Origin of the sequence: Massilia sp. METH4 (assembly GCF_037094685.1) — a bacterium.
GTDB lineage: Bacteria > Pseudomonadota > Gammaproteobacteria > Burkholderiales > Burkholderiaceae_D > Rugamonas.
Window position 1 is genome coordinate 3,351,146 of the sequence record NZ_CP146614.1, and the last position, 25,248, is coordinate 3,376,393.

Here is a 25,248-nt window from a genome sequence, read left to right on the forward strand (position 1 = left end):
CGTGTCTCGTGGGGTCAGACCCCAGAGACACGAGCTCGGCCGCGTTTTGCGCAGGTGTTTGGTAGCTTTTCGTGCCAGCCGGTATGATGGGGTTTGCCGTCCACGGAGCCTATCAATGAAAGATCGACTGCACCTGCTCGTCATCGACCCCCAGAACGATTTCTGCGACCTTCCCCCCGAATACCTGCCCGTCGACGCGGCCACCGGCCGGGCGTGCATGCCCACGCTGCCGGTACCGGGAGCCCATGCCGACATGCTGCGCCTGGCGCAGCTGATCGAGCGGGGCCGCGCCGGTCTCACGGCGATCACCATCACGCTCGATTCGCACCATCGCTACCACGTGGCCCATCCCACGTTCTGGGTGGCCGGTGATGGCGGCCCCGTGGCACCGTTCACCGAGATCACCGCGGCCGACGTGCGCGCCGCCCGCTTCCTGCCCCGCGACCCGCGCGCGAAGGAGCGCGCGCTGGCCTACCTCGACGCGCTCGAGGCGGCCGGCCGCTACAAGCTGATGGTGTGGCCGGTGCATTGCGAGATCGGCACCTGGGGCCACAATGTGCACGATGCCGTGCGCACGGCCTATAACCGCTGGGAAGACGCTTCGCTGGGCGTGGTGGCGAAGATCGCCAAGGGTTCCAATCCGTGGACCGAGCACTACTCGGCCGTGATGGCCGAGGTGCCCGATGCGGGCGAGCCCGACACGCTGGAAAACCACAAGCTGATCGCGAGCCTGAAGGCTTCCGACCGCGTCTACATCGCCGGCGAGGCCGGCAGCCACTGCGTGAAGGCGACGGTGGAGCACATCGCCGAGCGCTTCGGCGCCGACGCGGGCAAGCTGGTGCTGGTCACCGATTGCATGAGCCCCGTGCAGGGTTTCGAGGCGCAGCAAGCCGCGTTCTTCGACAGCATGCGCGCGCTCGGCGTGGGCTTTGCCCAGTCGTCCGACGTGACCCAGGAACTGCTCGTGAATGCGGGGCGCTGAGATGATGGAAAACTTCAAACCGGTCGTCCGCAGCCTGCTCGAAACGGACTTGTACAAGTTCTCGATGTGGCAGGCGCTGCTGCACTGGCACCCCGGCGCGCTGGCCGAGTACGAGTTCAAGTGCCGCAACAAGCCCGCCTATCCGCTGACGGAGCTGAAGGAAGAGATCGAACGCCAGCTCGACCACCTGTGCACGATGACCTTCCGCGAGGAAGAACTCGAGTACCTGCGCTCGCTGCGCTACATCAAGGGCGATTTCGTCGACTTCCTCACGGTGTTCCGCTTCCAGCGCAAGTTCATCACGGTGGAGACCAATGGCGACGAACTGCTGATCCATGCACGCGGCCCGCAAGTGCACGTGATGGGCTTCGAGATCTTCGTGCTGTACATCGTCAACGAGCTGTACTTCCGCCGCTTCGACCAGGAAGTGGCCCTGGCGGAAGGGCGCCGTCGCCTGGATGCGAAGATCGCCGCCCTGAAGGCCTTCGGCAACGAGCCGATGAAGCGCAACCCCTTCGAGTTTTCCGACTTCGGCGTGCGCCGCCGCTTTTCCGGGGCATGGCACGACGAGGTGGTGGGCCGCCTGGCGGCCGAGGTGCCGGAATTCTTCAAGGGCACGTCGAACGTCTACCTGGCGATGCGCTACAAGATCCATCCGATCGGCACGATGGCGCACGAGTACATGCAATCGTTCCAGGCATTCGGCGTGCGGCTGCGCGATTTCCAGAAAGCGGCGCTGGAAGACTGGGTGCAGGAATTCCGCGGCGACCTGGGCACGGCGCTCACGGACGTGGTGGGCATGGATGCGTTCCTGCGCGACTTCGACCTGTACTTCGCCAAGCTGTTCGACGGCCTGCGCCACGATTCGGGCGACCCGGTCGAATGGGGCGAGAAGGCGATCGCACACTATGCGCGGTTGCGCATCGACGCGAACACGAAGCGGCTGGTGTTTTCCGACGGCCTGGACCTGGACAAGGCGATCTTCCTCTACCGCCATTTCGCCGACCGCATCATGACGGGCTTCGGCATCGGCACCTGGCTCACGAACGACCTGGGCCTGAAGCCCTTGAACATCGTGATGAAGCTGGTGCGCTGCAATGGCCAGTCGGTGGCCAAGCTGTCGGACTCGCCGGGCAAGACGATGAGCAAGGACGAGACGTTCCTCGCTTATCTGCGGCAGGTGTTCCAGCACCCCGCCGCTTAAGGTGCGTCAAGTGCGCGCCCGGCGGCGCTCAGGCTTCCGTGCCGCCGTAGCGCAGCATCAGCGCCGTCGCCTGCTCACGCTGCTGGCTGTCGTCCACATCGACCGTTAGCAGCGCGGCCGGATGCGTGGAGGGACGGTCGGTATCGTCGGCGTCGTCCGGCGTCATCGATTCCATGATGTTTTCGACGGCTTGCGTGGCCGTGTCGCTGGCGCGTGCGCTGTGCAGGTTCAGCTGCACGGCCGAGCCGCTGAAGCCGGCGTCCAGCAGCGCGGCGCGTGCGGCCTCGGCATCCTCGACCGTCTTGAAATTGCGGTGAATGGTGTCTGGCATGGCAGTTCCTGTGAGGGTTGACCTGCCGCGATTGTGCTGCAAAAACAACAAGGGCGGCGCGCAAAAGGGCGCCGCCGCGGCATCAGAAGCCGCTGACGACGGTCTCGGTGTGCTCCACCTTCGGCGGCTCGGCGAAGAAGCCGCCCACCAGGCCCCGCCAGGCCTGGAAGTCGTCGCTGCCGCGGAAGTCCACCGTGTGGTGCTCCAGCGTTTCCCAGCCGATCACCAGGCGGTAGAAGTCCGGCCGCTCGATCGTGCGGTCGATGCGCATCGAGACGCAACCCTTGGCGCGGCGAAACAGCGGCACGGCTTCGCGCACGGCGGCTTCGAACGCTTCATTGCTGCCGGGCTTGATGGTGATTTCGGCGATTTCGTGGATCATGAAAGGTCTCCTGATGAGTAATCCAGGCATTGTGCCTCAACATCGGCTTGAAAGCAGGGCGGTATTGGCTACCGATAGGCTGACGTTGCGCCTGTGGTGCATGGAGGATGTGGCGCCTTTCGTGGCACTCAATGCCGACCCGGCGGTGACGGAGTTCCTGCCCGGGCCGTTGACACCTGAGCAGGCATTGTCATTCTTTGCCGCCCAAAACGCGATGTACGTGCAGCACGGCTGCTGCTATTTCGCCGCCGAGCTGACGTCGACGGGCGAGCTGGCCGGGTTCGTGGGCTTGAAGTACCAGGATGTCTCGCTGCCGTTCGCGCCATGCCACGAGGTGGGCTGGCGGCTGGCTTCGCGTCATTGGGGAAAGGGGTTGGCCACCGAAGGAGCGCGCGCCGTGCTGCGCTTCGGATTTGGAGAGCTGCGTTTAAGCGAGATCGTGTCGTTCACGGTTGCCGATAACCTGCGCTCGCGCCGTGTGATGGAACGGTTGGGGATGGTGCGCGACCCTGGGCTGGACTTCGCGCACCCGGCACTGCCGGCGGACCACCGGCTGTCCCGGCATGTGCTGTACCGCCTGCCGAAGGCCGCTTTTGGGGCGGCCTGACGGCGAGGCAGTGTTGTAGCGTCAGCGCTGGGGGGCGTCGCCGCCCGACTGTTCATTGCCGGCCGAGTTTTGCAGGCCGGTGGGGTCGCTGGGGCGGCCGCCGCCGGACAGGCTCTGCTCGCGGTCTTCGTTGCGGTCCTGCTGGCGGTTGCCCGGATCGCGCGCGAAACCCTGGCCGTCCTGGTCCGCGTCGGAGCCGTCGGACAGCAGGTCATCCGTGCGTCCCGACTGCTGGGTGCCTTCCCATGGGCGGTGCGCGGCCTCGTCGTAGCCTTCGTCCGTGCCCGTGCGGCCCGTGCCGCCGGTGCCCATCGTGGCTGCGCTGCTGGTACCGTCATGGGTTTTCTGGTCGTAGGTACGGCCCTGGTTGCCCTGGTCGCCTTTGCCTTGGTTTTGCATGATGGTCTCCTTCGTCGTTGAGTGTCCATCATCGTAGGTTGCCGTTGCGCGGTGTGAAATAGGCGCACGGGAGGGAGCGATGTAGGACGAGACGCAGCGGAGGTTTGTTCAGCCGGGGTGCTTCCTGCCTCTGCCATTCCTCAGGGCAGCGAACGCGGTGAAGCCCAATCCAGCAGCCAGCATGACACCGATGGACGGTTCCGGAATGGCGGCAGCTGGAGACCAGGTTGCCCATGTGCCACCGATCTCGCAGCAGGAATCGGTCAGGAAGAGTTCGAACGTGTGGTTGCCCGCGGATAGGGCGATATCGTCATAGAACGCGGAGTAGAACGAGGTGGCGAAAGGGCCGCGCGTCTCGGGGCCCGTGTTGCCCGAGGTCGGTGTCAGCAGCACGCCGTCGAGCGTGATGGCAAATGCGTCTCCGGGCACTGCGCCATCGGAAATCGAGAAGTCGATCGTTGAATCCGCATCGACGCTGATGTAGGCCCTATTGCCGAGTGCATCCTGGCCGCCGAGGGCGGTTACCGCGAGCATGAAGCCTGTGCCTTCGCGGGCGTCCCATTTCAGGTAGACATTGGCGGCGCCGACTTGCGGGTCGATCGTTATGTCCGCAAGGGCCGTGGTGCTGAGCATGGCAAATGTGGTGGCGGCAATCGTCCGTTTTGAAGTCATTGGAGTTCTCCTCGAAATGGGATCGTTGCAGATGCATTTTCCATGCCGCGCTTATGAATCATGGGGTTGGTCTTTTGGTTGGTTTGCGGGACTTTGATATGTAAAGTTTCTCGACACGTGCACGGGGGTTGTGGAGCAATGTTGTGGATGGGCGAATCGGAGCCCCGCAGCCGTAAACGAATGCGGTGCGGATTCCTGCGGTCGGAGGCTGAGGCGTGGAGTGAGGTACCGCTACAACTTGTCACCGTGCACCCCTAGCCGGCTCGCCCCCCACACCACGCTAAGCGCCACATGCAGTTGGTAGCGTAATAGGAGCGACACGAGCGTTACCGGCACGTCGAAGCTCGCAGTGTTCTTAGATCATTGCGCCGACATCGTCTGCGTGCAAGTGCCGGCCTTCTCTCCCATGCAGGTTAATAACTGATGAACGGACCTGCGGGCTATACTGAGCGGGCTAACCGAGAACGAATACCATGCCCAAACTGACCCCTGCTCAACTCACCAAAGCCGCCCGGCTGTTCCTGGGAAGCAAGCCCGCTTCCAGGGCGCGGGTAATGTCTCTCACCCAAGCCGATGCGGACGTTATGGAAACGTCCCTCGATGAGCTTCGTCTAGCTACGGCGATGGACGAGATCGAGAAGTTCGCGCGTGAGAACGGTCGCGATGCGATGGAGATACGGTACAGCCTTGCCGCTGAGACGGCAGAAGAGTTTGACAGGATGTGGCGAGAGTACCAGTCGATCATCAAGCAGCAACTTGGGCTGTCACACGGCCAGCGTTTTCCGCCTGAGCGCATCGAGGTCGGCTCAAGCGTCAGCTGACGCAGTGCTGGCCAATATCGGTCCAGCCCGCCGATGGCGGATCTTTCCGCACGCATCGCGGACGCGAATCAGGAAGCCCAGCGATAGCAGGCGCGAATGAGGAGCGGGGCCGAGGGTACGCAAGCAAGCCCTCCGGCGGTGGCGACATCGCGGAGCGATGTCGTAGACGGGCGAATCGGAGAGCCCCGCGCCGCGTCGGTGCGAGAGCGGATGGATTCCTGGCGTTGGGAATCGAGGTGCGCAAGCAAGCCCTCCGGGCGGTAGCGACATCGCGGAGCGATGTCGAGAATGGGCGAATCGGAGAGCCCCGCGCTGGCAGGCGCGGGTCGCTTTGCCGGCGCCGAGCATGCTCGGCGAAACCCCGGCAAAGCCCCGCGTCCGTGAACGGACGCGGTTTGGATTCCCGCGGTCCGAACCACGAAGAACAAAAAAATAGGGGGCCAAGCAAAGCTTAGCCCCCTATTTTTTTGTTCGGTGGTGGAGACGGCGGGAATCGAACCCGCGTCCGCAAGCACTCCACAGACAGTTCTACATACTTAGCACTGCCATTTAATTTAACCTGTACAACGCCGACGTGCAGGCTGTGTACAGGCGAGTTACCTTAAATTTCGGAAGCAACCAAGTAACCCGGTTGAATCCTAGCCTCTGTAAATGACTCCACAGCTTTTAACGGCCCACCCCAGAGGCGAGGTGTTGTGGAGCTAACAGCCCTTAGGCTGCCAGTGCGTACGAGTTATCGTTTGCAGTTAGTTTGTTTCTGGATGTATTTACGAGGTGACCAGCCCTCGGTATGCCCTGTTCTGCTTTGCAACCCACGTCGAAACCAGGTCGTCCCCACAGAAGGAAAGAGGATTGTACTCCAAACCGGGCCGGTGTGCATATGCATGCGGCGCAAATGCGCGGATTTAAGGGCGGTGTAAGCAACACTCAGCCCTTCAGCTTGGGCAGCGGGCGGGCGTTCTCGGCCAGGCGTGCGATGACTGGGCGGCCGGCTTCGAACACGCAGTCGAACAGGTGGCGGCGCGAGCGGCCGGCGCGGTCGGTTTCGAGGTCGTAGAAGGCGTCGGCGCCCTCGAAGCCCAGGTCGACCGTTAGTTTTTCCAGGAAGTATGTGTATTGCAATCCTGCCAGGTGATCGCGGCGGTTGCCGCGCTCGATCTCCGTGCGCAGCTTCGAAGTGTCATCCTCGAAATAGCCGATCAGCGCGCCTTCGAGCATGTCCACGTGCGTGCGGTGCGATGCTTCCTCGGAAAGGTCGGTGGCGGCCGTATCCACCTTGACATCGAAGCGCTGGACCAGCAGGAACATGTCGCTGTCCAGCATCTTCGCGTTGCGCGCCCGGTTGACGGGGCCATGCTGGCCCTTGGCGAGCTTGCCGGCCGGATCGAACGTCTGGCCCACGTACAGCACGGTGCTGGGGAAGGCAAGGCCGGTATTGAAGCGCTCGATCAGGTCGTGGATGGTGTACGTCTCGACGAGCGCGCCCCAATTAAGCAGCAGGAACTTGTCCTGCACCTGCACGAGCGGCTTCTTGTAGGTGGCTTCGAACGGCGTCACGAGGTCGATCGTGATCGTGCTCTTGCGCTCTTCCTCGCCGATCAGCACGGGAATGGTCAGCTTCAGCGAGAAAAAGCCCCAGCTGACGCTGCGTTGCAGGTCGAAGCGCACGCGCGGGCGCGCCACCAGGAAGTACAGCAGGCGCTTTTCCATCGTGGCATCGATGGCGAACTGCATGCGGCGCAGGTAGCGGCCGACCGGGTCGCGAAAGTCCGGGAGCTGGCCGCCGTCGACGAGCAGGTCGTACCAATAGAATTTTGTTTCTGCTACCGATGCCGTCCACACCTGAGGCGCGCTGCTGCGCGGGATCAGGGGCTGCTCGGTTGCGTCTTCGCCAGGCATTGCTGCCTCCCCGGGGAAAGTTGCTTGGGTTTTATCGTGTATTGCCGCTTATCATACGCTGAGTTGTTGAGATGCGGCAATGCGATAATGGGCGCAGTGTGGTTCAGGCAGCCAATGTGACGCCGCGCGTCGACGCCAGCACCAGCGCTAGCAGCGCTTCCGGCGTGTCCACCAGATGGTCGGCACCCCAGGTCGTTGGTTCGGACTCGCCGCAATATCCCCACTGGCAGGCGACGGTGGTCATGCCGGCGGCGCGGCCGCCCTGGATGTCGCGCAGGTCGTCGCCCACGTACCAGCACTGCTCGGGAGGCACGCCGAGGCGGCGCGCCGCTTCGAGCAGCGGGGCAGGGTGTGGTTTCGGGTGCGGCGTCGTGTCGCCGGAGATCACGCATCCCGCATGGTCGAGTCCGATCAGCGGCATCAGCGGATCGGTGAAGCGGGCCGATTTATTGGTGACGATCCCCCATGCCAGGCCGGCGTCTTCCAGGCCCTCCAGCAATGCGTCGATGCCCGCAAACAGCGAGCTGTGCACATCCATCGCATTCTCGTAATAGCTGAAGAAGCCGTCGCGCAATTCCACGAACCCTTCGTCTTCCGGCTTCAGGCCGAACGCGGCGCCGATCATGCCGCGCGCCCCGGCGGAGGCCGTCGGACGCAGGATCTCGTACGGCGTCGGCGCCAGGCCGCGGTCGGCGCGCAGCCGGTTGACCGCGGCGGCCAGGTCGGGCGCGGTGTCGGCAAGCGTGCCGTCGAGGTCGAAAAGAATGGCGCGCGGCGCGGTCGGGAAGGTCATGGTCGGGTGCTGTAGGAAAAGGGAGGCCGAGGGCGGCCGGGGCCGCCCATGCATCATTCCGGGCGGGTGCACGACATCATGTAGTTCACACTGGTGTCGTTGTTCAGGGAGTAAAGGCGGGTCAGCGGGTTGTAGCCCAGGCCCTTCAGGCCATCCACCTGCAGCCCGGCGCTGCGCACGTATTGCGACAGCTCGGCCGGCGTGATGAATTTCTCGTAGTCGTGCGTGCCGCGCGGCAGCATGCGCAACACGTACTCCGCGCCGATCACCGCGAACAGGTAGGACTTCGGATTGCGGTTCAGCGTGGAAAAGAACACATGGCCGCCGGGCTTGACCAGCGTGGCCGCGGCGCGCACGATCGCGGCCGGGTCCGGCACGTGCTCGAGCATTTCCATGCAGGTCACCACATCGTACTGGCCGGGCTCGGCTGCCGCCATTTCCTCGGCGGCGATCAGCTTGTAGCGCACCGGCACGCCCGATTCCAGGCTGTGCAGGTCCGCCACCTTCAGGGCCCGCTTAGACAGGTCGATGCCGGTCACCGTGGCACCCTTCTTCGCCATCGATTCGGACAGGATGCCGCCGCCGCAGCCGATGTCGATCACGTTCTTGCCCGCCAGCGGGGCGCGCGCGTTGATCCATTCCAGGCGCAGCGGATTGATATCGTGCAGGGGACGGAATTCAGACGTCGGATCCCACCAGCGGTGGGCCAGTTCGCTGAACTTTTGTATTTCAAGAGGGTCGGCGTTTGCGTTCATGACCGGCATCATAACGGGTATTCGCCCAGCGCCAAAGCACAGGTGAAAAATGTGCCTGCGGAAATGTTGCCAAAACTCGGGGACAGTCCCCGTCGTTGTTTTGCAACCAGCGAGCTCGGCGGCCGTGAAGCCGCGGAAACGTACCGCGTAGAGTGAAAACGCCGGGACCCAAGAGTGTTGCAAAAAATCGGGGACTGTCCCCGACGTTGTAAAGCGACCAAAAAAAATCCCGCCGAAGCGGGATTTTTTTGACCGGGGACCGGAATTACTTGCGGGTGCCCACGACTTCGATTTCCACGCGGCGGTTCTTCGCGCGGCCTTCGGCGGTCTTGTTGTCGGCGACCGGCTGCTTCTCGCCCTTGCCTTCGGTGTACACGCGGTTGCCTTCGATGCCCTTCGACAGCAGGTAGGCCTTCACGGATTCGGCGCGGCGCACGGCCAGCTTCTCGTTGTAGGCGTCGGTGCCGACGGAGTCGGTGTGGCCAACGGCAATCACGACTTCGGTGTTGATGGTGCCCAGCTTGTCGGACAGTTCATCCAGCGCCTGCTTGCCTTCCGGCTTCAGCACGGCCTTGTCGAAGTCGAAGAAGGCGTCGGCGTTGTAGCTGACTTTCTCGGACGTTGGTACCGGTGCCGGTGCCGGAGCAGGTGCCGGGGCGGGTGCCGGTGCCGGAGCGGCCGGCGGCGGCGGTGCCACGCACTTGCCGTTTTCCAGGCGCTCGGGTTCCACGCAGATCGGCAGGTCGCAGCCCGGCACGGCGTCGGCCGGGGTCCAGTAGCCGGTGCGCCAGCACAGGCCGAACGGGTTACGGGCGATCACGCCGCGGGCGTCCTGCACGTAGGCGCTCTTCGGCGTTGCGGCCTTGACGTCCTGGGTCACGGGCGCGAACGGCGGCGCGGTCGGCTTGTCCTGCGCGGCCACGGAGCCTGCGAGAACGGCCGACACGGCGAAGATGCTGGAGATCAGTTTTTTCATGTTTTTGTTTCCTTTCGGTTGGTATCGGCAGCCTGCGCCGCGCGACGATGTTGCCAAAATGCGAGCGGCGCGAATACTAACATGCACCCTCCAGCTCTACGAAATAGCTTCATGAAGAAGCAAGAGGGGAGGCCAACGAACAACGCTGACTGCCGATTTGCGATTCAGCCAAGTTTGTATTTCCGTCATTTTGCCATACCCGCCCGTATCGCACGAATCCCGCCCTTATCGAGTCGGCTGTGGACGGCTGCCGCATTCGACCAAAATGTTGTGTTGTTGCAACGTCATCACGGCGAGCGGCGATGATATGGCATGAATGTGTCCGTACGATTACATGCGGATTCTGCACAAAGCCGGGCAAGCGTGGCGCCCTGTGGCCCAGGGGAAAGAGCCCGATCGGCCGGGGGTGATGCCCACATGGTAAAATCGTGCGATTGCCTGCCCGCCAAAGGGGCCGGCGCCAACGTCAGAGAAGATCGACCCGCCAATGGATCAATTCGCAAAAGAAACAATCCCCATTTCACTCGAAGAAGAGATGCGCAAGAGCTACCTCGATTACGCCATGAGCGTGATCGTGGGCCGTGCCTTGCCGGATGCGCGCGATGGCCTGAAGCCGGTACACCGCCGCGTGCTGTACTCCATGCACGAGAGTAACTACCACTACAACCGGCCATACGTGAAGTGCGCCCGCGTGGTGGGCGACACGATGGGTAAGTACCACCCGCACGGCGACGCGTCGATCTACGACACGCTGGTGCGCATGGCACAGGACTTCTCGCTGCGCTACACGCTGGTCGACGGCCAGGGCAACTTCGGCTCGATCGACGGCGACGCCGCCGCGGCCATGCGTTACACCGAGTGCCGCCTGGACAAGATCGCCGGCGAACTGCTGGCCGACATCGACAAGGAAACCGTCGACTTCCAGCCGAACTACGACGGCAAGGAAAAAGAGCCGACGGTGCTGCCGACCCGCGTGCCGAACCTGCTCATCAACGGTTCCTCGGGCATCGCGGTCGGCATGGCCACCAACATCCCGCCGCACAATCTGCGCGAAGTCATCAACGGCGCGCTGCACGTGCTGGCTAACCCGGATTGCTCGGTCGACGAACTGATCGAACTGATCCCCGCGCCCGACTTCCCGACCGGCGGCACGATCTATGGCGTGTCCGGCGTGCGCGATGGCTACCGCACGGGCCGCGGCCGCGTGGTCATGCGTGCCAAGACGCACTTCGAGGAATACGGCAAGGATGGCGGCCGCATGGCCATCATCGTCGACGAGCTGCCCTACCAGGTCAACAAGAAGTCGCTGCTCGAGCGCATCGCCGAGAACGTGCGCGACAAGAAGCTCGAAGGCATTTCCGACATCCGCGACGAATCCGACAAGTCGGGCATGCGCGTGGTGATCGAGCTGAAACGCGGTGAAGTGCCGGAAGTAGTGCTGAACAACCTGTACAAGCAGACACAGTTGCAGGACACCTTCGGCATGAACATGGTGGCGCTGGTGGACAACCAGCCCAAGCTGATGAACCTGAAGGACCTGTTGTCGGTCTTCCTGTCGCACCGCCGTGAAGTGGTCACGCGCCGCACCGTGTTCGAGCTGCGCAAGGCGCGCGAGCGCGGCCACGTGCTGGAAGGCCTGGCCGTGGCGCTGGCCAACATCGACGACTTCATCGCCATCATCAAGGCCGCACCGACGCCGCCGCTGGCGAAGACGGAGCTGATGGCGCGCGCCTGGGATTCTTCCCTGGTGCGTGAAATGCTGGCCCGTACCGGCGAGGGCGGCGAGGTGGACATCAACGCGTTCCGCCCCGAGCACCTGCCGAAGCACTACGGCATGCAGCCGGGCGGCCTGTACAAGCTCTCCGACGACCAGGCGCAGGAAATCCTGCAGATGCGCCTGCAACGCCTGACCGGCCTGGAACAGGACAAGATCGTCAACGAGTACAAGGACGTGATGGCGCAGATCGCCGACCTGCTCGACATCCTGGCCAAGCCGGCCCGCGTGACGGCGATCATCGGCGACGAGCTGAACGCGGCCGTGAACGAATACAGCGTCAAGGACGAACGCCGCTCGACGATCGAGCACAACGCCACCGACCTGGAAACGGAAGACCTGATCACGCCGCAGGACATGGTGGTGACCCTGTCGCACATGGGCTACATGAAGGCCCAGCCGATTTCCGAATACCGCGCGCAGAAGCGCGGCGGCCGCGGCAAGCAGGCCATGGCGACGAAGGACGAGGACTGGATCGACCAGCTCTTCATCGGCAACACGCACGACTACATCCTGTGCTTCTCCAACCGCGGCCGCATGTACTGGCTGAAGGTGTGGGAAGTGCCGCAAGGCTCGCGCAACTCGCGCGGCAAGCCGATCGTGAACATGTTCCCGCTGCAGGACAATGAAAAGATCACCGTGGTGCTGCCGCTCTCCGGCGAGAACCGCACGTTCCCGGAAGATCACTATGTGTTCATGGCCACCAGCCTCGGTACCGTGAAGAAGACGCCGCTGAAGGACTTCAGCAATCCGCGCAAGGCCGGCATCATCGCCGTGGACCTGGACGAGGGCGACTTCCTGATCGGCGCCGCGCTCACCGACGGCAAGCACGACGTGATGCTGTTCTCCGACGCCGGCAAGGCCGTGCGCTTCGACGAGAACGACGTGCGCCCGATGGGCCGCACGGCGCGCGGCGTGCGCGGCATGAACCTGGACGAAGGCCAGAACGTGATCGCGCTGCTGGTGGCCGAGACGGAAACGCAGTCCGTCCTGACGGCCACCGAGAACGGCTACGGCAAGCGTACCCCGATCACCGAGTACACCCGCCACGGCCGCGGCACGAAGGGCATGATCGCGATCCAGACGAGCGAGCGTAACGGCAAGGTCGTTGCCGCCACCCTGGTCGATCCGAGCGACGAGATCATGCTGATCACGACGGGCGGTGTGCTGATCCGCACGCGCGTTTCCGAAATCCGCGAGATGGGCCGTGCCACCCAGGGTGTCACACTGATCGCCGTGGAGGATGGCACGCACCTGTCCGGCCTGCAGCGCATCGTCGAGGCGGACGCGGACGAGGTGGATGCCGAATCCCAGGCCGACGCCCAGGCCGTGGCGGAGGCGCCCGCGGCCGATCCGGCCGAGGGCGATCCCCTGGCCGAGTAACACAGCCCCGCGGGCCCGTCCGGATAGCTGGACCGGGCCCGCGGTTTTTTCATCCCACCGAAACGGATGCCCGACCATGAAGAAAATCGCTGCAACCCTGCTCGTGTCGCTGGCCTGCGCCAGCGCCTTCGGCCAGGCGGCACCTGCGCAGCTGTCGACCCAGCCGCCCGATGCGAAAGCCACCGCCGCCGCCCGCGAGCTGCTCGATGCGATGAACTACCGCGCCACCACCACGGCCGCGATGAAGCAGATGACGGCCAATATGCCGGCCATGATGCGCGGCGGCGCCGAGCAATCGATCCGCAACAATGCCCAGCTGTCGGACAAGGAAAAGGCCGAGAAGCTGGCCCAGGTCGACAAGATGGTGCCGCAGGCCGTGGCCGCCATCACCAAGGTGCTGGAAGACCCGAAGCTGACCGACGAGATGATGGCCGAGGTGGTGCCGCTGTATGCGCGCCATTTCACGGCCGACGAGATGAAGCAGCTGGCCGCGTTCTACCGCACGCCGGTCGGCAGGAAATCGCTGCAGGCGATGCCCAAGCTGATGGGCGAAGCCATGCAGGTGGGCCAGCGCGTGATCGCGCCGCGCATCAACAAGGTGATGCAGGAGTTGAATGCCCAGCAGCAGGCAAAGAAATAAGGAAGCGCGCGTGACGACCATCTACAACTTCTCCGCCGGCCCGGCCGTGCTGCCGAAAGAGGTGCTGCAGCAGGCCGCCGCCGAAATGCTGGACTGGCATGGCAGCGGCATGTCCGTGATGGAAATGAGCCATCGCGGCCCCGAGTTCATCTCGATCTACCGCCAGGCCGAAGCGGACCTGCGCGAACTGCTGGCCGTGCCGGACAATTACCGCATCCTGTTCATGCAGGGCGGCGGGCTGTCGCAGAATGCCGTGATCCCGATGAACCTCGTCGGGCGCAAGAGCGACCCCGTCGTCGACTTCGTTCACACCGGTTCGTGGTCCGGCAAGTCGATCAAGGAAGCGGCGCGCTATGCGAAGGTGAATGTGGCCGCGTCGGCGGAGGCGAACGGCTACACGGCCGTGCCGCCGCAGGCCGAGTGGAAGCTGACGCCGGACGCGGCCTACCTGCACCTGTGCACCAACGAGACGATCGACGGCGTGGAGATCGACTTCGCTCCCGATGTGCCGGCCGGCGTGCCGATCGTGGCCGACATGTCGTCGCACATCCTGTCGCGCCCCGTCGACGTGGCGAAATACGGCCTGATCTTCGGCGGCGCGCAAAAGAACATCGGCCCGGCCGGCGTGACCGTCGTGATCGTGCGCGACGACCTGATCGGCCATGCGTTGCCGTTCTGCCCGTCCGCGTTCGATTTCAAGAACGTGGCCGCCAACGAATCCATGTACAACACGCCGCCCACGTACGGCATCTACATCGCCGGCCTGGTCTTCCAGTGGCTGAAGAAGAACGGCGGCGTGGCGGCGATGGAACAAAAGAATATCGAGAAAGCCAGGCTGCTGTACGCGGCACTGGATGCGGACGACTTCTACCAGAACCGTGTCGCATCCCCCTACCGTTCGCGGATGAACGTACCGTTCTACCTGCGCGACGAATCGAAGTACGAAGCATTCCTGGCCGGCGCGAAAGAGCGCGGGCTGCTCCAGCTGAAGGGCCACAAGTCCGTCGGTGGATTGCGCGCATCGATCTACAATGCGATGCCGATCGAAGGCGTACAGGCGCTGGTTGATTACTTGAACGAGTTCGCCGGGCGTTAGCCGCTGGCTTGGTGTCAGACACTATTTCGGGCCATGGCCCGAAATAGTGTCTGACACCGGTTTTCTCATCCGGAGCAAGCACTAGGTGTCGGACATCATTTTCCGGGTATTTTCGGAAAATGGTGTGCGACACCGGTTTTCTCAACCGGAGTCGACTGAGCTCGAAGAAAACCGGTGTCAGACACCTTTTCCCGCAAGCGGGAAAAGGTGTCTGACACCAAGTGCTCAAGCCCGCCCAGCACAGATCAAAGCAAACCATGACAGACAAACTGAAACCCCTGCGCGACCAGATCGATGCGATCGACGCGCAGATCCTGTCCCTCCTGAACCAGCGCGCGAAAGTGGCGCAGGAAGTGGGGCACGTGAAAGCCGAAACCAATGCCCCGGTATTCCGCCCCGAGCGCGAAGCCCAGGTGCTGCGCGGCGTGGCCGACCGCAATCCCGGCCCGATGGGCAACACGGAAGTGCAAACGATTTTCCGCGAGATCATGTCGGCCTGCCGCGCGCTTGAAAAGCGCGTGACCGTCGCCTACCTGGGCCCGGCCGGCACGTTCAGCGAGCAGGCCGTGTACCAGCAGTTCGGCCATGCCGTCGAAGGCTTGCCGTGCGCTTCCATCGATGAAGTGTTCCGCGCCACCGAGGCGGGCACCGCCGAATTCGGCGTGGTGCCGGTGGAGAACTCGTCCGAGGGCGCCATCAACCGCACGCTCGACCTGCTGCTGCAAACGCCGCTGATCATCAGCGGCGAGGTGGCGATCGCCGTGCATCACAGCCTGATGAGCAAGACGGGCACGATGGGCGGCGTGACGGCGATCTGCGCCCATTCGCAGGCGCTGGCCCAGTGCCAGGTGTGGCTCAACGAGCATTATCCGCACGTGGAGCGCCGCGCCGTCGCCTCGAATGCCGAAGCAGCCCGCCTGGCCAGCCTCGATCCCACGATCGCCGCGATCGCCAGCGAAATCGCCGGCACGCAATACAACCTGGGCATCGTCAACAGCCATATCCAGGACGACCCGCACAACCGCACCCGCTTCGCCGTCATTGGCCACCTGCAGCCAGGCCCGTCCGGCAGCGACCGCACCTCGCTCGTGCTGGCCGTGCCGAACAAGGCCGGTGCCGTGTACCAGCTGCTGGCGCCGCTGGCCAAGCATGGCGTGTCGATGACGCGCTTCGAATCCCGTCCCGCGCGCGTCGGCACGTGGGAGTACTATTTCTATGTCGACATCGAAGGCCACGTCCAGAACCCGGCCGTGACGCAGGCGCTCGCCGAACTGAAGGGCAACGCCGCCTTCTTCAAAGTGCTGGGCTCTTACCCGACCAGCCTGAACTGAAACCTGAGAGAGAGAATCTATGTCCAAGCAGTTCGGTCCTGAATACGTCCGCGCCATCGCTCCTTACCAGGCAGGCAAGCCCATCTCCGAGGTGGCGCGCGAGTTCGGCCTCGATGAGGCCAATATCGTCAAGCTGGCATCGAATGAAAACCCGTTCGGCGTGCCCGAGTCGGCCAGGCAGGCGATGGCCAAGGCCGCTGCCGACCTGGGCCGCTATCCCGACGCGAACGGCTTCGAGCTGAAGCAGGCGCTGTCGCGACGCTACGACGTGCCGATGGAGTGGATCACGCTCGGCAACGGCTCCAACGACATCCTGGAAATCGCCGCCCACGCCTTTGTCGAGAAGGGCCAGTCGATCGTCTACGCGCAGTACTCGTTCGCCGTGTACGCGCTGGCCACGCAGGGCATCGGCGCGCGCCACATCGTGGTGCCCGCCAGGAACCACGGCCATGACCTCGATGCCATGCTGGACGCGATCGAGGAAGACACCCGCCTGGTGTTCATCGCCAACCCGAACAACCCGACCGGCACCTTCGTGCCGGGCGCCGAGATCGAGGCCTTCCTGCAGAAGGTGCCGTCGAACGTGGTGGTGGTGCTGGACGAAGCCTATAACGAATTCCTGGACAAGGAAGACCAGTACGAGTCGGCCGCCTGGGTGCGCCAGTACCCGAACCTGCTCGTGTCGCGCACGTTCTCGAAAGCGTATGGCCTGGCCGGCCTGCGCGTGGGCTTCGCGCTGGCCCAGCCGCAACTGACGGACCTGATGAACCGCATCCGCCAGCCGTTCAACGTGAATTCGCTGGCGCAGGCCGCCGCCATCGCCGCGCTGAACGACAGCGAGTTCCTGGAAAAGAGTGCGCGCAACAATGCGGCTGGCTACCGCCAGTTCGTGGAAGCGTTCGAGCAGATGGGGCTGGAGTACGTGCCGTCATACGGCAACTTCGTGCTCGTCAAGGTGGGCAAGGACCTGGCCGCGGGTGCCCGCGTCAACCTGGCGCTGCTCAAGCAGGGCGTGATCGTGCGCCCGGTCGGCAACTACGGCTTGCCCGAGTGGCTGCGCATCTCCATCGGCCTGCCGCAGGAAAACGCGGTCTTGATCGCGGCCTTGCAAAAGGCACTGGCCGATGACCGCACTGAATAAGATCGTCGTCTACGGCGTCGGCCTGATCGGCGGCTCGTTCGCGCGCGCCCTGAAACGCGCCGGCGGCGTGCGGCACGTGGTCGGCATCGACCGGTCGGAAGCGTCGGCCCGGCGCGCACTGGAGCTGGGCATCATCGATGAAATCGGTACCGGACCCGAAACGGTCGCCGGTGCGGATCTCGTCGTGCTGGCCACGCCGGTAGCGCAGACGGGCCGCATCCTGCAAGCGCTGCTGCCGCACCTCGACGCGCACACGATCGTCACCGATTGCGGCAGCACGAAGTCGGACGTGGTCGCGGCGGCGCGCACGGCGCTGGGCGAGCGCATCGGCCAGTTCGTGCCGGGCCACCCGATCGCCGGGCGCGAGACGAACGGGCCCGATGCGGCGATCCCCGATCTCTACATCGGCAAGAAATTCGTCGTCACGGCACTGGCCGAGAATGCGCCCGATGCCGTCGCGCGCGTGACGGACGCGTGGCGGGCATGCGGGGCGATCATCCATCGCCTGACGCCCGAGGAGCACGACAAGGTGTTCGCCTCCGTCAGCCACCTGCCGCACCTGCTGGCCTATGCGCTGGTGGACGATATCGCGGCAAAGCCGCACGCCGACCTGCTGTTCCAGTACGCCGCCAGCGGCTTTCGCGACTTCACGCGCATCGCCGGCTCGTCGCCCGAAATGTGGCGCGACATCAGCCTGGCCAACCAGGTTGCGCTGCTGGCCGAGCTGGATGCCTACATGGCGCAACTGGCGCACCTGCGCGAACGCCTGGCGGCGGGCGACGGCGCCACCCTCGAAGCCGTGTACGGCAACGCGCAGCGCGCGCGCCGGCGCTGGATCGAGGCCATCGAGGCGGCCGAGGCGCCGCCTCCACAAGATATTGCAGAATAAGGAAACCCCATCATGGCAGAATTGAATCACCCGCCGTTCATCGACCTGAAGCCGGTGATGCACGTGGAAGGCGTCGTCCGGCTGCCCGGCTCGAAGAGCATCTCGAATCGGATCCTGCTGCTGGCCGCGCTGGCCGAAGGCGAAACCAAAATCGTCGACCTGCTCGACTCCGACGACACGCAAGTGATGCTGGCCGCGCTGCGCGCGCTGGGCGTGGAGTGGAACGAGGAGCCTTCGTCCGCCGTCAACGGCAATGCGCGCACGATCCACCGCGTGCACGGCGCCAACGGCAGCTTCCCGAACCGCCAGGCCGACCTCTTCATGGGCAATGCCGGCACGGCGATCCGCCCCCTGACCGCGGCGCTGGCCGTGATCGGCGGCGACTACAAGGTGAGCGGCGTGCCGCGCATGCACGAGCGCCCCATCGGCGACCTGGTGGACGCGCTGAACGCCGTCGGCGCCAACATCGAGTACACGGGCAATCCGGGCTACCCGCCGCTGCATATCCGCGACGGGAAGTTCACGACCAATAAACTATCCGTGCGCGGCAACGTGTCGAGCCAGTTCCTCACCGCGCTCCTGATGGTCGCGCCGCTGATGGCGCATTCGCACGCGGTGACCATCGACGTGGAAGGTGAGCTGATCTCCAAGCCGTACATCGAGATCACGCTGAACCTGATGCGCCGCTTCGGCGTCACGGTCGAGCAGGAAGAGTGGCAGTCGTTCACGATCCCGTCCGGCCAGCGCTACCAGAGCCCGGGCAATATCCACGTGGAAGGCGATGCCTCGTCGGCCTCGTACTTCATGGCGGCCGGCGCGATCGCCGGCGGCCCGGTGCGCGTGGAAGGCGTGGGGCGCGACTCGATCCAGGGCGACGTGCGCTTCGTGCATGCCCTCGAGCAGATGGGCGCGCACATCACGATGGGCGACAACTGGATCGAATCGAAGTCCAGCGGCCCCCTGAAGGCGATCGACGCCGACTTCAACCACATCCCGGACGCGGCGATGACGATCGCCATCGCCGCGCTGTACGCCGAGGGCACGAGCACGCTGCGCAACATCGCCAGCTGGCGCGTGAAGGAAACCGACCGCATCGCCGCCATGGCCACCGAGCTGCGCAAGCTGGGCGCCGAGGTGGAGGAGGGCGCCGACTACCTGAAGGTGACGCCGCCCAAGGTGCTGTCGCCCGCCGCCATCGACACCTACGACGACCACCGGATGGCGATGTGCTTCTCGCTGGCATCGCTCGACGGTGCCGCCCGGCGTGGCGCCGAGGTGCGGATCAACGATCCGAAGTGCGTGGCCAAGACGTTCCCGGATTACTTCACGGCGTTTGCCGGCATTGCGCACGAAGCGAAGTACTGACATTCGAGCTCGCCTGCGACACCGGTTTTCTCACGCGCTCGCAACTCCGGCCCGGAGAACCGGTGTCGCACACCATTTTCCAAAGGAAAATGGTGTGCGACACCAATGCCTCAAGTGCCAACGCGACTCCACGCACTGGCTGCCGGGTTAAAATCCCCGGATGCCTACCTCGAACATCCCCGTCATCACGATCGACGGCCCCACTGCCTCCGGCAAGGGAACCGTCGCCCATAAAGTCGCCGAACGGCTCGGCTTCCACCTCCTCGATTCCGGTGCGCTGTACCGCCTGACGGCGCTGCAGGCGCTGCGCCGCCAGACGCCGCTGAACGACGAGCACGCCATTGCAAAACTTGCCGAGCATCTCCATATCCACTTTTCCGGCGATGCCATTTTCTTGTCCAACGAGAACGTGACGGACGCCATCCGCGCGGAGGAAGTCGGCAATACGGCGTCGAAGATCGCCGTGTACCCGACGGTGCGCCACGCGCTGTACGGCCTGCAGCTGGGCTTTCGCAAGGCGCCCGGCCTGGTGGCAGACGGCCGCGACATGGGTACGGTGATCTTTCCGAATGCACAATTAAAAGTGTTCCTCACCGCAAGTGTGGAAGCGCGCGCGGAACGGCGCCATAAGCAATTGATCGGCAAGGGAATTTCTGCTAATATGGACGACCTCCTGATGGATTTGCGAGCGCGCGACGACCGGGATACGCACCGGGCCATCGCACCACTCGTCCCTGCAGAGGGGGCGCATGTACTCGATACCTCGAACATGACGGTGGAAACCGCCGTAGAACAGGTGCTGGGATGGTATGCGGCCGTCGGGAAATAGTTGGTGTGCCAGGAGTGCTCTGCTGCCTGGCGCGTGTGTTTAACCCGGGAGTGACGAAAGTCATCACCCACTAACCCAGTTGAAGTCGCATGTTGCGAGCCTTGCTGGATAACCTGGAATATTTTAAATGGAAAGTTTCGCAGCCCTCTTCGAAGAGTCCCTGTCGCGTCAAGACATGCGCTCTGGCGAAGTGATCTCCGCTGAAGTCGTGCGTCTGGATCACAACTTCGTGATCGTCAACGCCGGCCTGAAATCGGAAGCTTTCATCCCCGTTGAAGAATTCAAGAATGACCAGGGCGAACTGGAAGTCAAAGTAGGCGACTTCGTTTCCGTGGCCATCGAATCGCTGGAAAATGGTTTCGGCGATACCATCCTGTCCCGTGACAAGGCCAAGCGCCTGGCATCGTGGCTGGCACTGGAAAAAGCAATGGAATCCGGCGAGATCGTCACCGGTACCGTCAATGGCAAGGTCAAGGGCGGCCTGACCGTGCTGACCAACGGCATCCGCGCCTTCCTGCCGGGTTCGCTGGTCGACACCCGTCCGGTCAAGGACACCACGCCGTTCGAAGGCAAGACCCTGGAATTCAAGGTCATCAAGCTGGACCGCAAGCGTAACAACGTCGTTCTGTCCCGCCGCGCCGTCATCGAAGCATCGATGGGCGAAGAGCGCCAGAAGCTGATGGAAACGCTGAAGGAAGGCACCGTGGTGACCGGCGTCGTGAAGAACATCACCGACTACGGCGCGTTCGTGGACCTGGGCGGCATCGACGGCCTGCTGCACATCACCGACCTGGCATGGCGCCGCGTGCGTCACCCGTCCGAAGTGCTGACGGTTGGCCAGGAAATCACCGCCAAGGTCCTGAAGTACGATCAGGAAAAGAACCGCGTGTCCCTGGGCGTGAAGCAGCTGGGCGACGATCCGTGGACCGGCCTGTCGCGTCGTTACCCGCAAGGCACCCGCCTGTTCGGTAAAGTGACGAACCTGACCGACTACGGCGCGTTCGTGGAAGTGGAACAGGGCATCGAAGGCCTGGTGCACGTGTCCGAGATGGACTGGACCAACAAGAACGTGGCTCCGAACAAGGTCGTGCAGCTGGGCGACGAAGTCGAAGTCATGGTCCTGGAGATCGACGAAGAGCGTCGCCGTATCTCGCTGGGCATGAAGCAGTGCAAGGCCAATCCTTGGGACGACTTCGGCGTGACCCACAAGAAGGGCGACAAGGTCAAGGGCGCGATCAAGTCGATCACCGACTTCGGCGTGTTCATCGGCCTGGCTGGCAACATCGACGGCCTGGTGCACCTGTCCGACCTGTCCTGGACCGAGCCTGGCGAAGAAGCCGTGCGCAAGTTCAAGAAGGGCGACGAGCTGGAAGCCGTGGTTCTGGCCATCGACGTCGAGCGCGAGCGCGTCTCCCTGGGCGTGAAGCAGCTGGAAGGCGACCCGTTCAACAACTTCGCAGCGCTGAACGACAAGGGTTCCCTGGTCACCGGCACGGTGAAATCGGTTGAGCCGAAAGGCGCCGTGATCCAGCTGACCGACGAAGTCGAAGGCTACCTGCGCGCTTCCGAAATCTCCCGCGATCGCGTGGAAGATGCCGGCACGCACCTGAAGGTGGGCGACAAGGTCGAAGCGCTGGTGATCAATATCGATCGCAAGGCACGCAGCATCCAGCTGTCCATCAAGGCCAAGGACAATGCTGAAACCGCCGAAGCGATGCAGAAGATCGCCGCCGACAGCAACGCCGCATCGGGCACCACCAGCCTGGGCGCACTGCTGAAAGCCAAGTTCGACAATAAGAACTAATTCAACACTAGTTCGATAACCGACAGACTTTTTCTGGAACGCAGATGACCAAGTCCGAACTGATCAACCGCCTGGCCGAGCGTTATTCTCAGCTGGTGGCAAAGGATGCGGAATATGCCGTGAAGACCATTCTCGACGCGATGACGGGCGCCCTGGCGGCCGGCCAGCGCATCGAGATCCGGGGCTTCGGCAGCTTCGCCCTGAACAGCCGGCCACCGCGCATCGGCCGCAATCCAAAGTCCGGCGACAAGGTGATGGTGCCCGAAAAGCGGGTGCCCCACTTCAAGCCGGGCAAGCAGTTGCGCGAGCGCGTGGACGCGATGGTCGGGCAACCGATCATCGAGGATTGAAGTCCCTGTGCATCAGTAGTGTCGGAAAAGGGGTGGGCGCAAGCCCGCCCCTTTTTATTTGAGTGGCGTTGTTGCAGCGTCTTGCCGTGCTAGAGCGCTGTCTGCGACGCTGCGCCTGGCCACGGGCTCCTTGGAGCGACGCTTAAGATTTCGGAAGTCGCCGCAAAAGCGGTAATATCCGGGTTCCCGGATAAAGGAAGGAAACAGGAAGCTATACGATGAAAATCATTTCCACGGTTGTTGGCATAGTGCTGTTTATCCTCTTCTTTGGCTTCGCCCTGAAAAACACGCAGGAAGTCGACCTGCACCTGTTCCTGAACTATGAATTGCGCGGTCCCCTGGTGCTGTTGCTGCTGGCCTTCTTCGTGGCCGGCGCCGCCCTCGGCGTGCTGGCCCTGACTCCCTCCATCGTGCGCCAGCGCCGCGAAGCGATGCGCCAGAAGACGATGATCGCGACCCTGCAAGCCGCTGCGCTGCAAGTGAACCGCGCACCGGACAGCGTCAACGCGCAGCAGTAAACTTTTCAAACAAGAATAAACAATGGAATTCGAACTCTGGTGGTTACTGGGTATCCCGGCATTCTTCGGCCTGGGATGGATTGCCGCGCGCGTCGATATCCGGCAGCTCGTGTCGGAATCGCGCACGCTGCCGCGCGGCTATTTCAAGGGCTTGAACCACCTGTTGAACGACCAGCCGGACAAGGCGGTCGACTCCTTCATCGAGATCGTCAAGCAGGACCCCGAATCGACCGAGCTGCACTTCGCGCTCGGCAACCTGTTCCGCCGTCGCGGCGAGACGGAACGCGCGATCCGCGTGCACCAGAACCTGCTGTCGCGGCCCGACCTGCCTGCCGACGAAAGGGCCCACGCCGAATATGAGCTGGGCCAGGATTACCTGAAGGCGGGCCTGCTGGACCGCGCCGAGGAAACCTATACGCGCCTCCTGGACACGTCATATGCCGTGCAGGGCCGCCGCGCCCTGCTGGAAATCTACCAGCGCGAAAAGGAGTGGCAGCGCGCCATCGAGGCGGCGATCGCCTTGCAGGAAGCGGGCGCCGGCTCGCGCCAGAAGGAGATCGCGCAGTTCTACTGCGAACTGGCGCAGGACGCGCTGGTGCACATGCACCCCGACGATGCGATGCCGCTGCTGGACAAGGCCCTGCATGCCGACCGCACCAGCGTGCGCGCCACCATCCTGTGCGGCGACGTGCACCTGGCCAAGGGCGACGTGGAAGCCGCGCTGGCGGTGTGGCGCCGCGTGGAGCAGCAGAGCGTGCCGCACGTGGCCCTCGTGGCCCAGCGCATCATGGACGGCTACCGCAAGGCCGGCCGGCCGGAGGAGGGCTTGTCGCTGCTGCGCTCCTACCTGCAGCAAGCGTCGTCCATTGACCTGCTGGAAGTGGCGTTCAAGGCCGTGCTGGAACTGGAGGGCGTCGAAGCGGCGCGCAACCTCGTGGCCGAGGAACTGCGCCGCACGCCCACGCTGCTGGGCCTCGACAAATTCCTGGAAGCGCGGATGCTGGACGCCTCGCCGACCGTGCTGGCCGAACTCTCGCTGGTGCAGAACCTGGTGCACGGCTACACGCAAAAGCTGGCGCGCTACCAGTGCAGCCATTGCGGTTTCAAGGCACGCCAGTTCTACTGGCATTGCCCTGGCTGCAGCCGCTGGCAAACCTATCCGCCGCGCCGCACCGAAGAATTGAATGTGATGAACTAAGCGAGCCGCCGGCAGTGACCGATGGGGACAGACCCCGCATGGGGTCTGTCCCCGGTGTCACGCGGCTGCTGCACACCGATGTAGAAGGACGCCATTTTGACCCTCACCCAATACACCCCTCCCGCCCTCGACAAAGTCCGCATCCTCGTCGTCGGCGACGTCATGCTCGACCGCTACTGGTTCGGCGAAGTCGGCCGCATCTCGCCGGAAGCCCCGGTCCCCATCGTGCGCGTGGAAAAGCGCGAAGCCCGCCTGGGCGGCGCCGCCAACGTGGCGCGCAACGCGGCCGCGCTGGGCGCGCATGCCGGATTGCTGGGCGTCGTCGGCAACGACGAGGCGGGCACCGAGGTCGAACAGCTGCTCGCCGGCGGCGGCATCCACAGCTACCTGAAGCGCGACGAGGCGATCTCCACGATCATCAAGCTGCGCGTGATCGGCCGCCAGCAGCAGATGCTGCGCATCGATTTCGAGGAGCCTCCCAGCGACGTGGTCCTGCGCGACAAGCTGCTGCAATACCGCGCGCTGCTGCCGGAGCACGACGTGATCGTGCTGTCCGACTACGCCAAGGGCAGCCTGGTGAACGTGTCGGACATGATCATGGCCGCCCGCGCCGCCAACAAGATCGTGATGGTCGACCCGAAGGGCGACGATTTCACCCGCTACACGAGCGCCACGGTGCTCACGCCGAACAAGGGCGAGCTGAAACGCATCGTGGGCAGCTGGAGCAGCGAGGAGCAGCTGACGGAAAAGGCGCAGAACCTGCGCGAATCGCTGCTGCTCGAAGCGCTGCTGCTGACCCGCTCCGAGGAAGGCATGACGCTGTACACGAAGAACGACCGCTTCCACATACCGGCCGATGCGCGCGAGGTGTTCGACGTGTCCGGCGCCGGCGACACCGTGATCGCCACCATGGCCGCGATGCTGGGTGCGGGCGCCGGCTGGCAGGAAGCGGTGCAGACGGCCAACCGGGCCGGCGGCATCGTCGTGGGCAAGCTGGGCACCGCCACGGTCACGCGCGAAGAGCTGTTCGTAATCTGACGGGCCGGCGCGCGTATGATTGCTCAATTATCGCGCGCAGCGCCCGCTCGTCGGGCCGGGGCAGCGCCTGT

25 protein-coding genes and 1 other RNA gene are annotated in these 25,248 nt (G+C 63.9%); 17 read left to right on the forward strand and 9 right to left on the reverse strand.

Annotation, left to right across the window (positions count from 1 at the left end):
• Positions 1–115 precede the first annotated feature (115 nt).
• On the forward strand, positions 116–982 hold the full coding sequence (locus tag V6Z91_RS14745) for a cysteine hydrolase (RefSeq protein WP_338771556.1): 867 nt from the start codon (positions 116–118) through the stop codon (positions 980–982).
• Between the two features lies 1 nt (position 983).
• Positions 984–2,186, forward strand: a complete 1,203-nt coding sequence (pncB, locus tag V6Z91_RS14750) for a nicotinate phosphoribosyltransferase (protein ID WP_338771558.1) — start codon at positions 984–986, stop codon at positions 2,184–2,186.
• A 28-nt stretch (positions 2,187–2,214) separates the two neighbouring features.
• On the opposite strand, the gene V6Z91_RS14755 is transcribed toward pncB, so the two are convergent.
• Both V6Z91_RS14755 and V6Z91_RS14760 read right to left on the reverse strand, forming a co-directional pair.
• Positions 2,215–2,517 carry a hypothetical protein gene (locus V6Z91_RS14755; protein WP_338771561.1) on the reverse strand — a complete coding sequence of 101 codons (303 nt, stop codon included), beginning with the start codon at positions 2,515–2,517 and terminating at the stop codon, positions 2,215–2,217.
• A gap of 82 nt (positions 2,518–2,599) precedes the next feature.
• Complete coding sequence (locus V6Z91_RS14760) at positions 2,600–2,899, reverse strand: antibiotic biosynthesis monooxygenase family protein (RefSeq protein ID WP_338771563.1); 300 nt, start codon at positions 2,897–2,899, stop codon at positions 2,600–2,602.
• Positions 2,900–2,963: 64 nt separating this feature from the next.
• On the opposite strand from V6Z91_RS14760, the gene V6Z91_RS14765 reads away from it, so the two are divergent.
• Positions 2,964–3,506, forward strand: a complete 543-nt coding sequence (locus V6Z91_RS14765; RefSeq protein WP_338771565.1) for a GNAT family N-acetyltransferase — start codon at positions 2,964–2,966, stop codon at positions 3,504–3,506.
• 21 nt (positions 3,507–3,527) lie between these two features.
• Here the strand turns inward: V6Z91_RS14765 and V6Z91_RS14770 are convergent, their stop codons facing one another.
• Together V6Z91_RS14770 and V6Z91_RS14775 are read right to left on the reverse strand one after the other, a co-directional pair.
• The gene (locus tag V6Z91_RS14770; RefSeq protein ID WP_338771568.1) at positions 3,528–3,905 is read right to left on the reverse strand and encodes a hypothetical protein; all 378 of its coding nucleotides are present in this window, start codon (positions 3,903–3,905) and stop codon (positions 3,528–3,530) included.
• 108 nt (positions 3,906–4,013) lie between these two features.
• Positions 4,014–4,577 carry a hypothetical protein gene (locus V6Z91_RS14775; protein WP_338771571.1) on the reverse strand — a complete coding sequence of 188 codons (564 nt, stop codon included), beginning with the start codon at positions 4,575–4,577 and terminating at the stop codon, positions 4,014–4,016.
• A gap of 473 nt (positions 4,578–5,050) precedes the next feature.
• On the opposite strand from V6Z91_RS14775, the gene V6Z91_RS14780 reads away from it, so the two are divergent.
• Positions 5,051–5,398, forward strand: a complete 348-nt coding sequence (locus V6Z91_RS14780) for a DUF6388 family protein (protein ID WP_338771572.1) — start codon at positions 5,051–5,053, stop codon at positions 5,396–5,398.
• A gap of 475 nt (positions 5,399–5,873) precedes the next feature.
• Here V6Z91_RS14780 and ssrA read toward each other — a convergent pair.
• The 5 genes from ssrA to ompA all read right to left on the reverse strand — a co-directional run bounded on the left by ssrA (position 5,874) and on the right by ompA (position 9,821).
• Positions 5,874–6,234: a transfer-messenger RNA gene (gene ssrA / locus V6Z91_RS14785) on the reverse strand.
• A 91-nt stretch (positions 6,235–6,325) separates the two neighbouring features.
• Complete coding sequence (locus tag V6Z91_RS14790; RefSeq protein WP_338771573.1) at positions 6,326–7,297, reverse strand: hypothetical protein; 972 nt, start codon at positions 7,295–7,297, stop codon at positions 6,326–6,328.
• A gap of 103 nt (positions 7,298–7,400) precedes the next feature.
• Positions 7,401–8,090, reverse strand: coding sequence for an HAD-IA family hydrolase (locus V6Z91_RS14795; RefSeq protein ID WP_338771574.1), 690 nt, complete (start codon positions 8,088–8,090; stop codon positions 7,401–7,403).
• A gap of 53 nt (positions 8,091–8,143) precedes the next feature.
• Entirely contained in the window at positions 8,144–8,845 is a 702-nt protein-coding gene (gene ubiG / locus V6Z91_RS14800; protein ID WP_338771576.1) for a bifunctional 2-polyprenyl-6-hydroxyphenol methylase/3-demethylubiquinol 3-O-methyltransferase UbiG, read from the reverse strand.
• A 265-nt stretch (positions 8,846–9,110) separates the two neighbouring features.
• Positions 9,111–9,821 (reverse strand): outer membrane protein OmpA, encoded by a 711-nt coding sequence (gene ompA, locus V6Z91_RS14805; RefSeq protein ID WP_338771578.1) that lies wholly within the window; start codon positions 9,819–9,821, stop codon positions 9,111–9,113.
• A gap of 487 nt (positions 9,822–10,308) precedes the next feature.
• Between ompA and gyrA the strand changes: the two genes are divergently transcribed.
• The 13 genes from gyrA to rfaE1 all read left to right on the forward strand — a co-directional run bounded on the left by gyrA (position 10,309) and on the right by rfaE1 (position 25,177).
• A complete protein-coding gene (gyrA, locus tag V6Z91_RS14810) occupies positions 10,309–12,978 on the forward strand; it encodes a DNA gyrase subunit A (RefSeq protein ID WP_338771580.1) in 2,670 nt (889 codons plus the stop codon).
• Between the two features lie 76 nt (positions 12,979–13,054).
• Positions 13,055–13,618, forward strand: a complete 564-nt coding sequence (locus V6Z91_RS14815; RefSeq protein ID WP_338771582.1) for a DUF2059 domain-containing protein — start codon at positions 13,055–13,057, stop codon at positions 13,616–13,618.
• Positions 13,619–13,628: 10 nt separating this feature from the next.
• Entirely contained in the window at positions 13,629–14,714 is a 1,086-nt protein-coding gene (gene serC / locus V6Z91_RS14820; protein ID WP_338771585.1) for a 3-phosphoserine/phosphohydroxythreonine transaminase, read from the forward strand.
• A 257-nt stretch (positions 14,715–14,971) separates the two neighbouring features.
• Positions 14,972–16,045 carry a prephenate dehydratase gene (gene pheA, locus V6Z91_RS14825; protein ID WP_338771587.1) on the forward strand — a complete coding sequence of 358 codons (1,074 nt, stop codon included), beginning with the start codon at positions 14,972–14,974 and terminating at the stop codon, positions 16,043–16,045.
• Positions 16,046–16,064: 19 nt separating this feature from the next.
• Positions 16,065–17,186 carry a histidinol-phosphate transaminase gene (hisC, locus tag V6Z91_RS14830; protein WP_338771588.1) on the forward strand — a complete coding sequence of 374 codons (1,122 nt, stop codon included), beginning with the start codon at positions 16,065–16,067 and terminating at the stop codon, positions 17,184–17,186.
• Positions 17,170–18,075, forward strand: coding sequence for a prephenate dehydrogenase/arogenate dehydrogenase family protein (locus V6Z91_RS14835; RefSeq protein WP_338771589.1), 906 nt, complete (start codon positions 17,170–17,172; stop codon positions 18,073–18,075). The genes hisC and V6Z91_RS14835 overlap by 17 nt, the downstream gene beginning before the upstream one ends.
• Positions 18,076–18,087: 12 nt before the next feature.
• On the forward strand, positions 18,088–19,440 hold the full coding sequence (gene aroA, locus V6Z91_RS14840; protein WP_338771590.1) for a 3-phosphoshikimate 1-carboxyvinyltransferase: 1,353 nt from the start codon (positions 18,088–18,090) through the stop codon (positions 19,438–19,440).
• 160 nt (positions 19,441–19,600) lie between these two features.
• Positions 19,601–20,269: a (d)CMP kinase gene (gene cmk / locus V6Z91_RS14845; protein WP_338771592.1), complete on the forward strand. Its 669-nt coding sequence runs from the start codon at positions 19,601–19,603 to the stop codon at positions 20,267–20,269.
• Between the two features lie 127 nt (positions 20,270–20,396).
• Positions 20,397–22,073 (forward strand): 30S ribosomal protein S1, encoded by a 1,677-nt coding sequence (rpsA, locus tag V6Z91_RS14850; protein ID WP_338771595.1) that lies wholly within the window; start codon positions 20,397–20,399, stop codon positions 22,071–22,073.
• 44 nt (positions 22,074–22,117) lie between these two features.
• Positions 22,118–22,423 (forward strand): integration host factor subunit beta, encoded by a 306-nt coding sequence (locus tag V6Z91_RS14855; protein ID WP_338771597.1) that lies wholly within the window; start codon positions 22,118–22,120, stop codon positions 22,421–22,423.
• A 218-nt stretch (positions 22,424–22,641) separates the two neighbouring features.
• Complete coding sequence (locus V6Z91_RS14860; RefSeq protein ID WP_338771600.1) at positions 22,642–22,941, forward strand: LapA family protein; 300 nt, start codon at positions 22,642–22,644, stop codon at positions 22,939–22,941.
• Between the two features lie 22 nt (positions 22,942–22,963).
• The gene (gene lapB, locus V6Z91_RS14865; protein WP_338771602.1) at positions 22,964–24,139 is read left to right on the forward strand and encodes a lipopolysaccharide assembly protein LapB; all 1,176 of its coding nucleotides are present in this window, start codon (positions 22,964–22,966) and stop codon (positions 24,137–24,139) included.
• A 162-nt stretch (positions 24,140–24,301) separates the two neighbouring features.
• Positions 24,302–25,177 (forward strand): D-glycero-beta-D-manno-heptose-7-phosphate kinase, encoded by an 876-nt coding sequence (gene rfaE1 / locus V6Z91_RS14870; RefSeq protein WP_338771869.1) that lies wholly within the window; start codon positions 24,302–24,304, stop codon positions 25,175–25,177.
• Positions 25,178–25,248: the final 71 nt, after the last annotated feature.

Coding starts and splice junctions, on each gene's coding strand:
- aroA (WP_338771590.1), top strand. CDS start 18,088: ATGGCAGAATTGAATCACCCGCCGTTCATCGACCTGAAGCCGGTGATG.
- V6Z91_RS14745 (WP_338771556.1), top strand. CDS start 116: ATGAAAGATCGACTGCACCTGCTCGTCATCGACCCCCAGAACGATTTC.
- V6Z91_RS14780 (WP_338771572.1), top strand. CDS start 5,051: ATGCCCAAACTGACCCCTGCTCAACTCACCAAAGCCGCCCGGCTGTTC.
- V6Z91_RS14775 (WP_338771571.1), bottom strand. CDS start 4,577: ATGACTTCAAAACGGACGATTGCCGCCACCACATTTGCCATGCTCAGC.
- rpsA (WP_338771595.1), top strand. CDS start 20,397: ATGGAAAGTTTCGCAGCCCTCTTCGAAGAGTCCCTGTCGCGTCAAGAC.
- V6Z91_RS14795 (WP_338771574.1), bottom strand. CDS start 8,090: ATGACCTTCCCGACCGCGCCGCGCGCCATTCTTTTCGACCTCGACGGC.
- hisC (WP_338771588.1), top strand. CDS start 16,065: ATGTCCAAGCAGTTCGGTCCTGAATACGTCCGCGCCATCGCTCCTTAC.
- V6Z91_RS14755 (WP_338771561.1), bottom strand. CDS start 2,517: ATGCCAGACACCATTCACCGCAATTTCAAGACGGTCGAGGATGCCGAG.
- ubiG (WP_338771576.1), bottom strand. CDS start 8,845: ATGAACGCAAACGCCGACCCTCTTGAAATACAAAAGTTCAGCGAACTG.
- V6Z91_RS14835 (WP_338771589.1), top strand. CDS start 17,170: ATGACCGCACTGAATAAGATCGTCGTCTACGGCGTCGGCCTGATCGGC.
- V6Z91_RS14760 (WP_338771563.1), bottom strand. CDS start 2,899: ATGATCCACGAAATCGCCGAAATCACCATCAAGCCCGGCAGCAATGAA.
- lapB (WP_338771602.1), top strand. CDS start 22,964: ATGGAATTCGAACTCTGGTGGTTACTGGGTATCCCGGCATTCTTCGGC.
- pncB (WP_338771558.1), top strand. CDS start 984: ATGATGGAAAACTTCAAACCGGTCGTCCGCAGCCTGCTCGAAACGGAC.
- rfaE1 (WP_338771869.1), top strand. CDS start 24,302: ATGCTCGACCGCTACTGGTTCGGCGAAGTCGGCCGCATCTCGCCGGAA.
- V6Z91_RS14855 (WP_338771597.1), top strand. CDS start 22,118: ATGACCAAGTCCGAACTGATCAACCGCCTGGCCGAGCGTTATTCTCAG.
- V6Z91_RS14860 (WP_338771600.1), top strand. CDS start 22,642: ATGAAAATCATTTCCACGGTTGTTGGCATAGTGCTGTTTATCCTCTTC.
- V6Z91_RS14770 (WP_338771568.1), bottom strand. CDS start 3,905: ATGCAAAACCAAGGCAAAGGCGACCAGGGCAACCAGGGCCGTACCTAC.
- gyrA (WP_338771580.1), top strand. CDS start 10,309: ATGGATCAATTCGCAAAAGAAACAATCCCCATTTCACTCGAAGAAGAG.
- pheA (WP_338771587.1), top strand. CDS start 14,972: ATGACAGACAAACTGAAACCCCTGCGCGACCAGATCGATGCGATCGAC.
- ompA (WP_338771578.1), bottom strand. CDS start 9,821: ATGAAAAAACTGATCTCCAGCATCTTCGCCGTGTCGGCCGTTCTCGCA.
- V6Z91_RS14815 (WP_338771582.1), top strand. CDS start 13,055: ATGAAGAAAATCGCTGCAACCCTGCTCGTGTCGCTGGCCTGCGCCAGC.
- V6Z91_RS14790 (WP_338771573.1), bottom strand. CDS start 7,297: ATGCCTGGCGAAGACGCAACCGAGCAGCCCCTGATCCCGCGCAGCAGC.
- cmk (WP_338771592.1), top strand. CDS start 19,601: ATGCCTACCTCGAACATCCCCGTCATCACGATCGACGGCCCCACTGCC.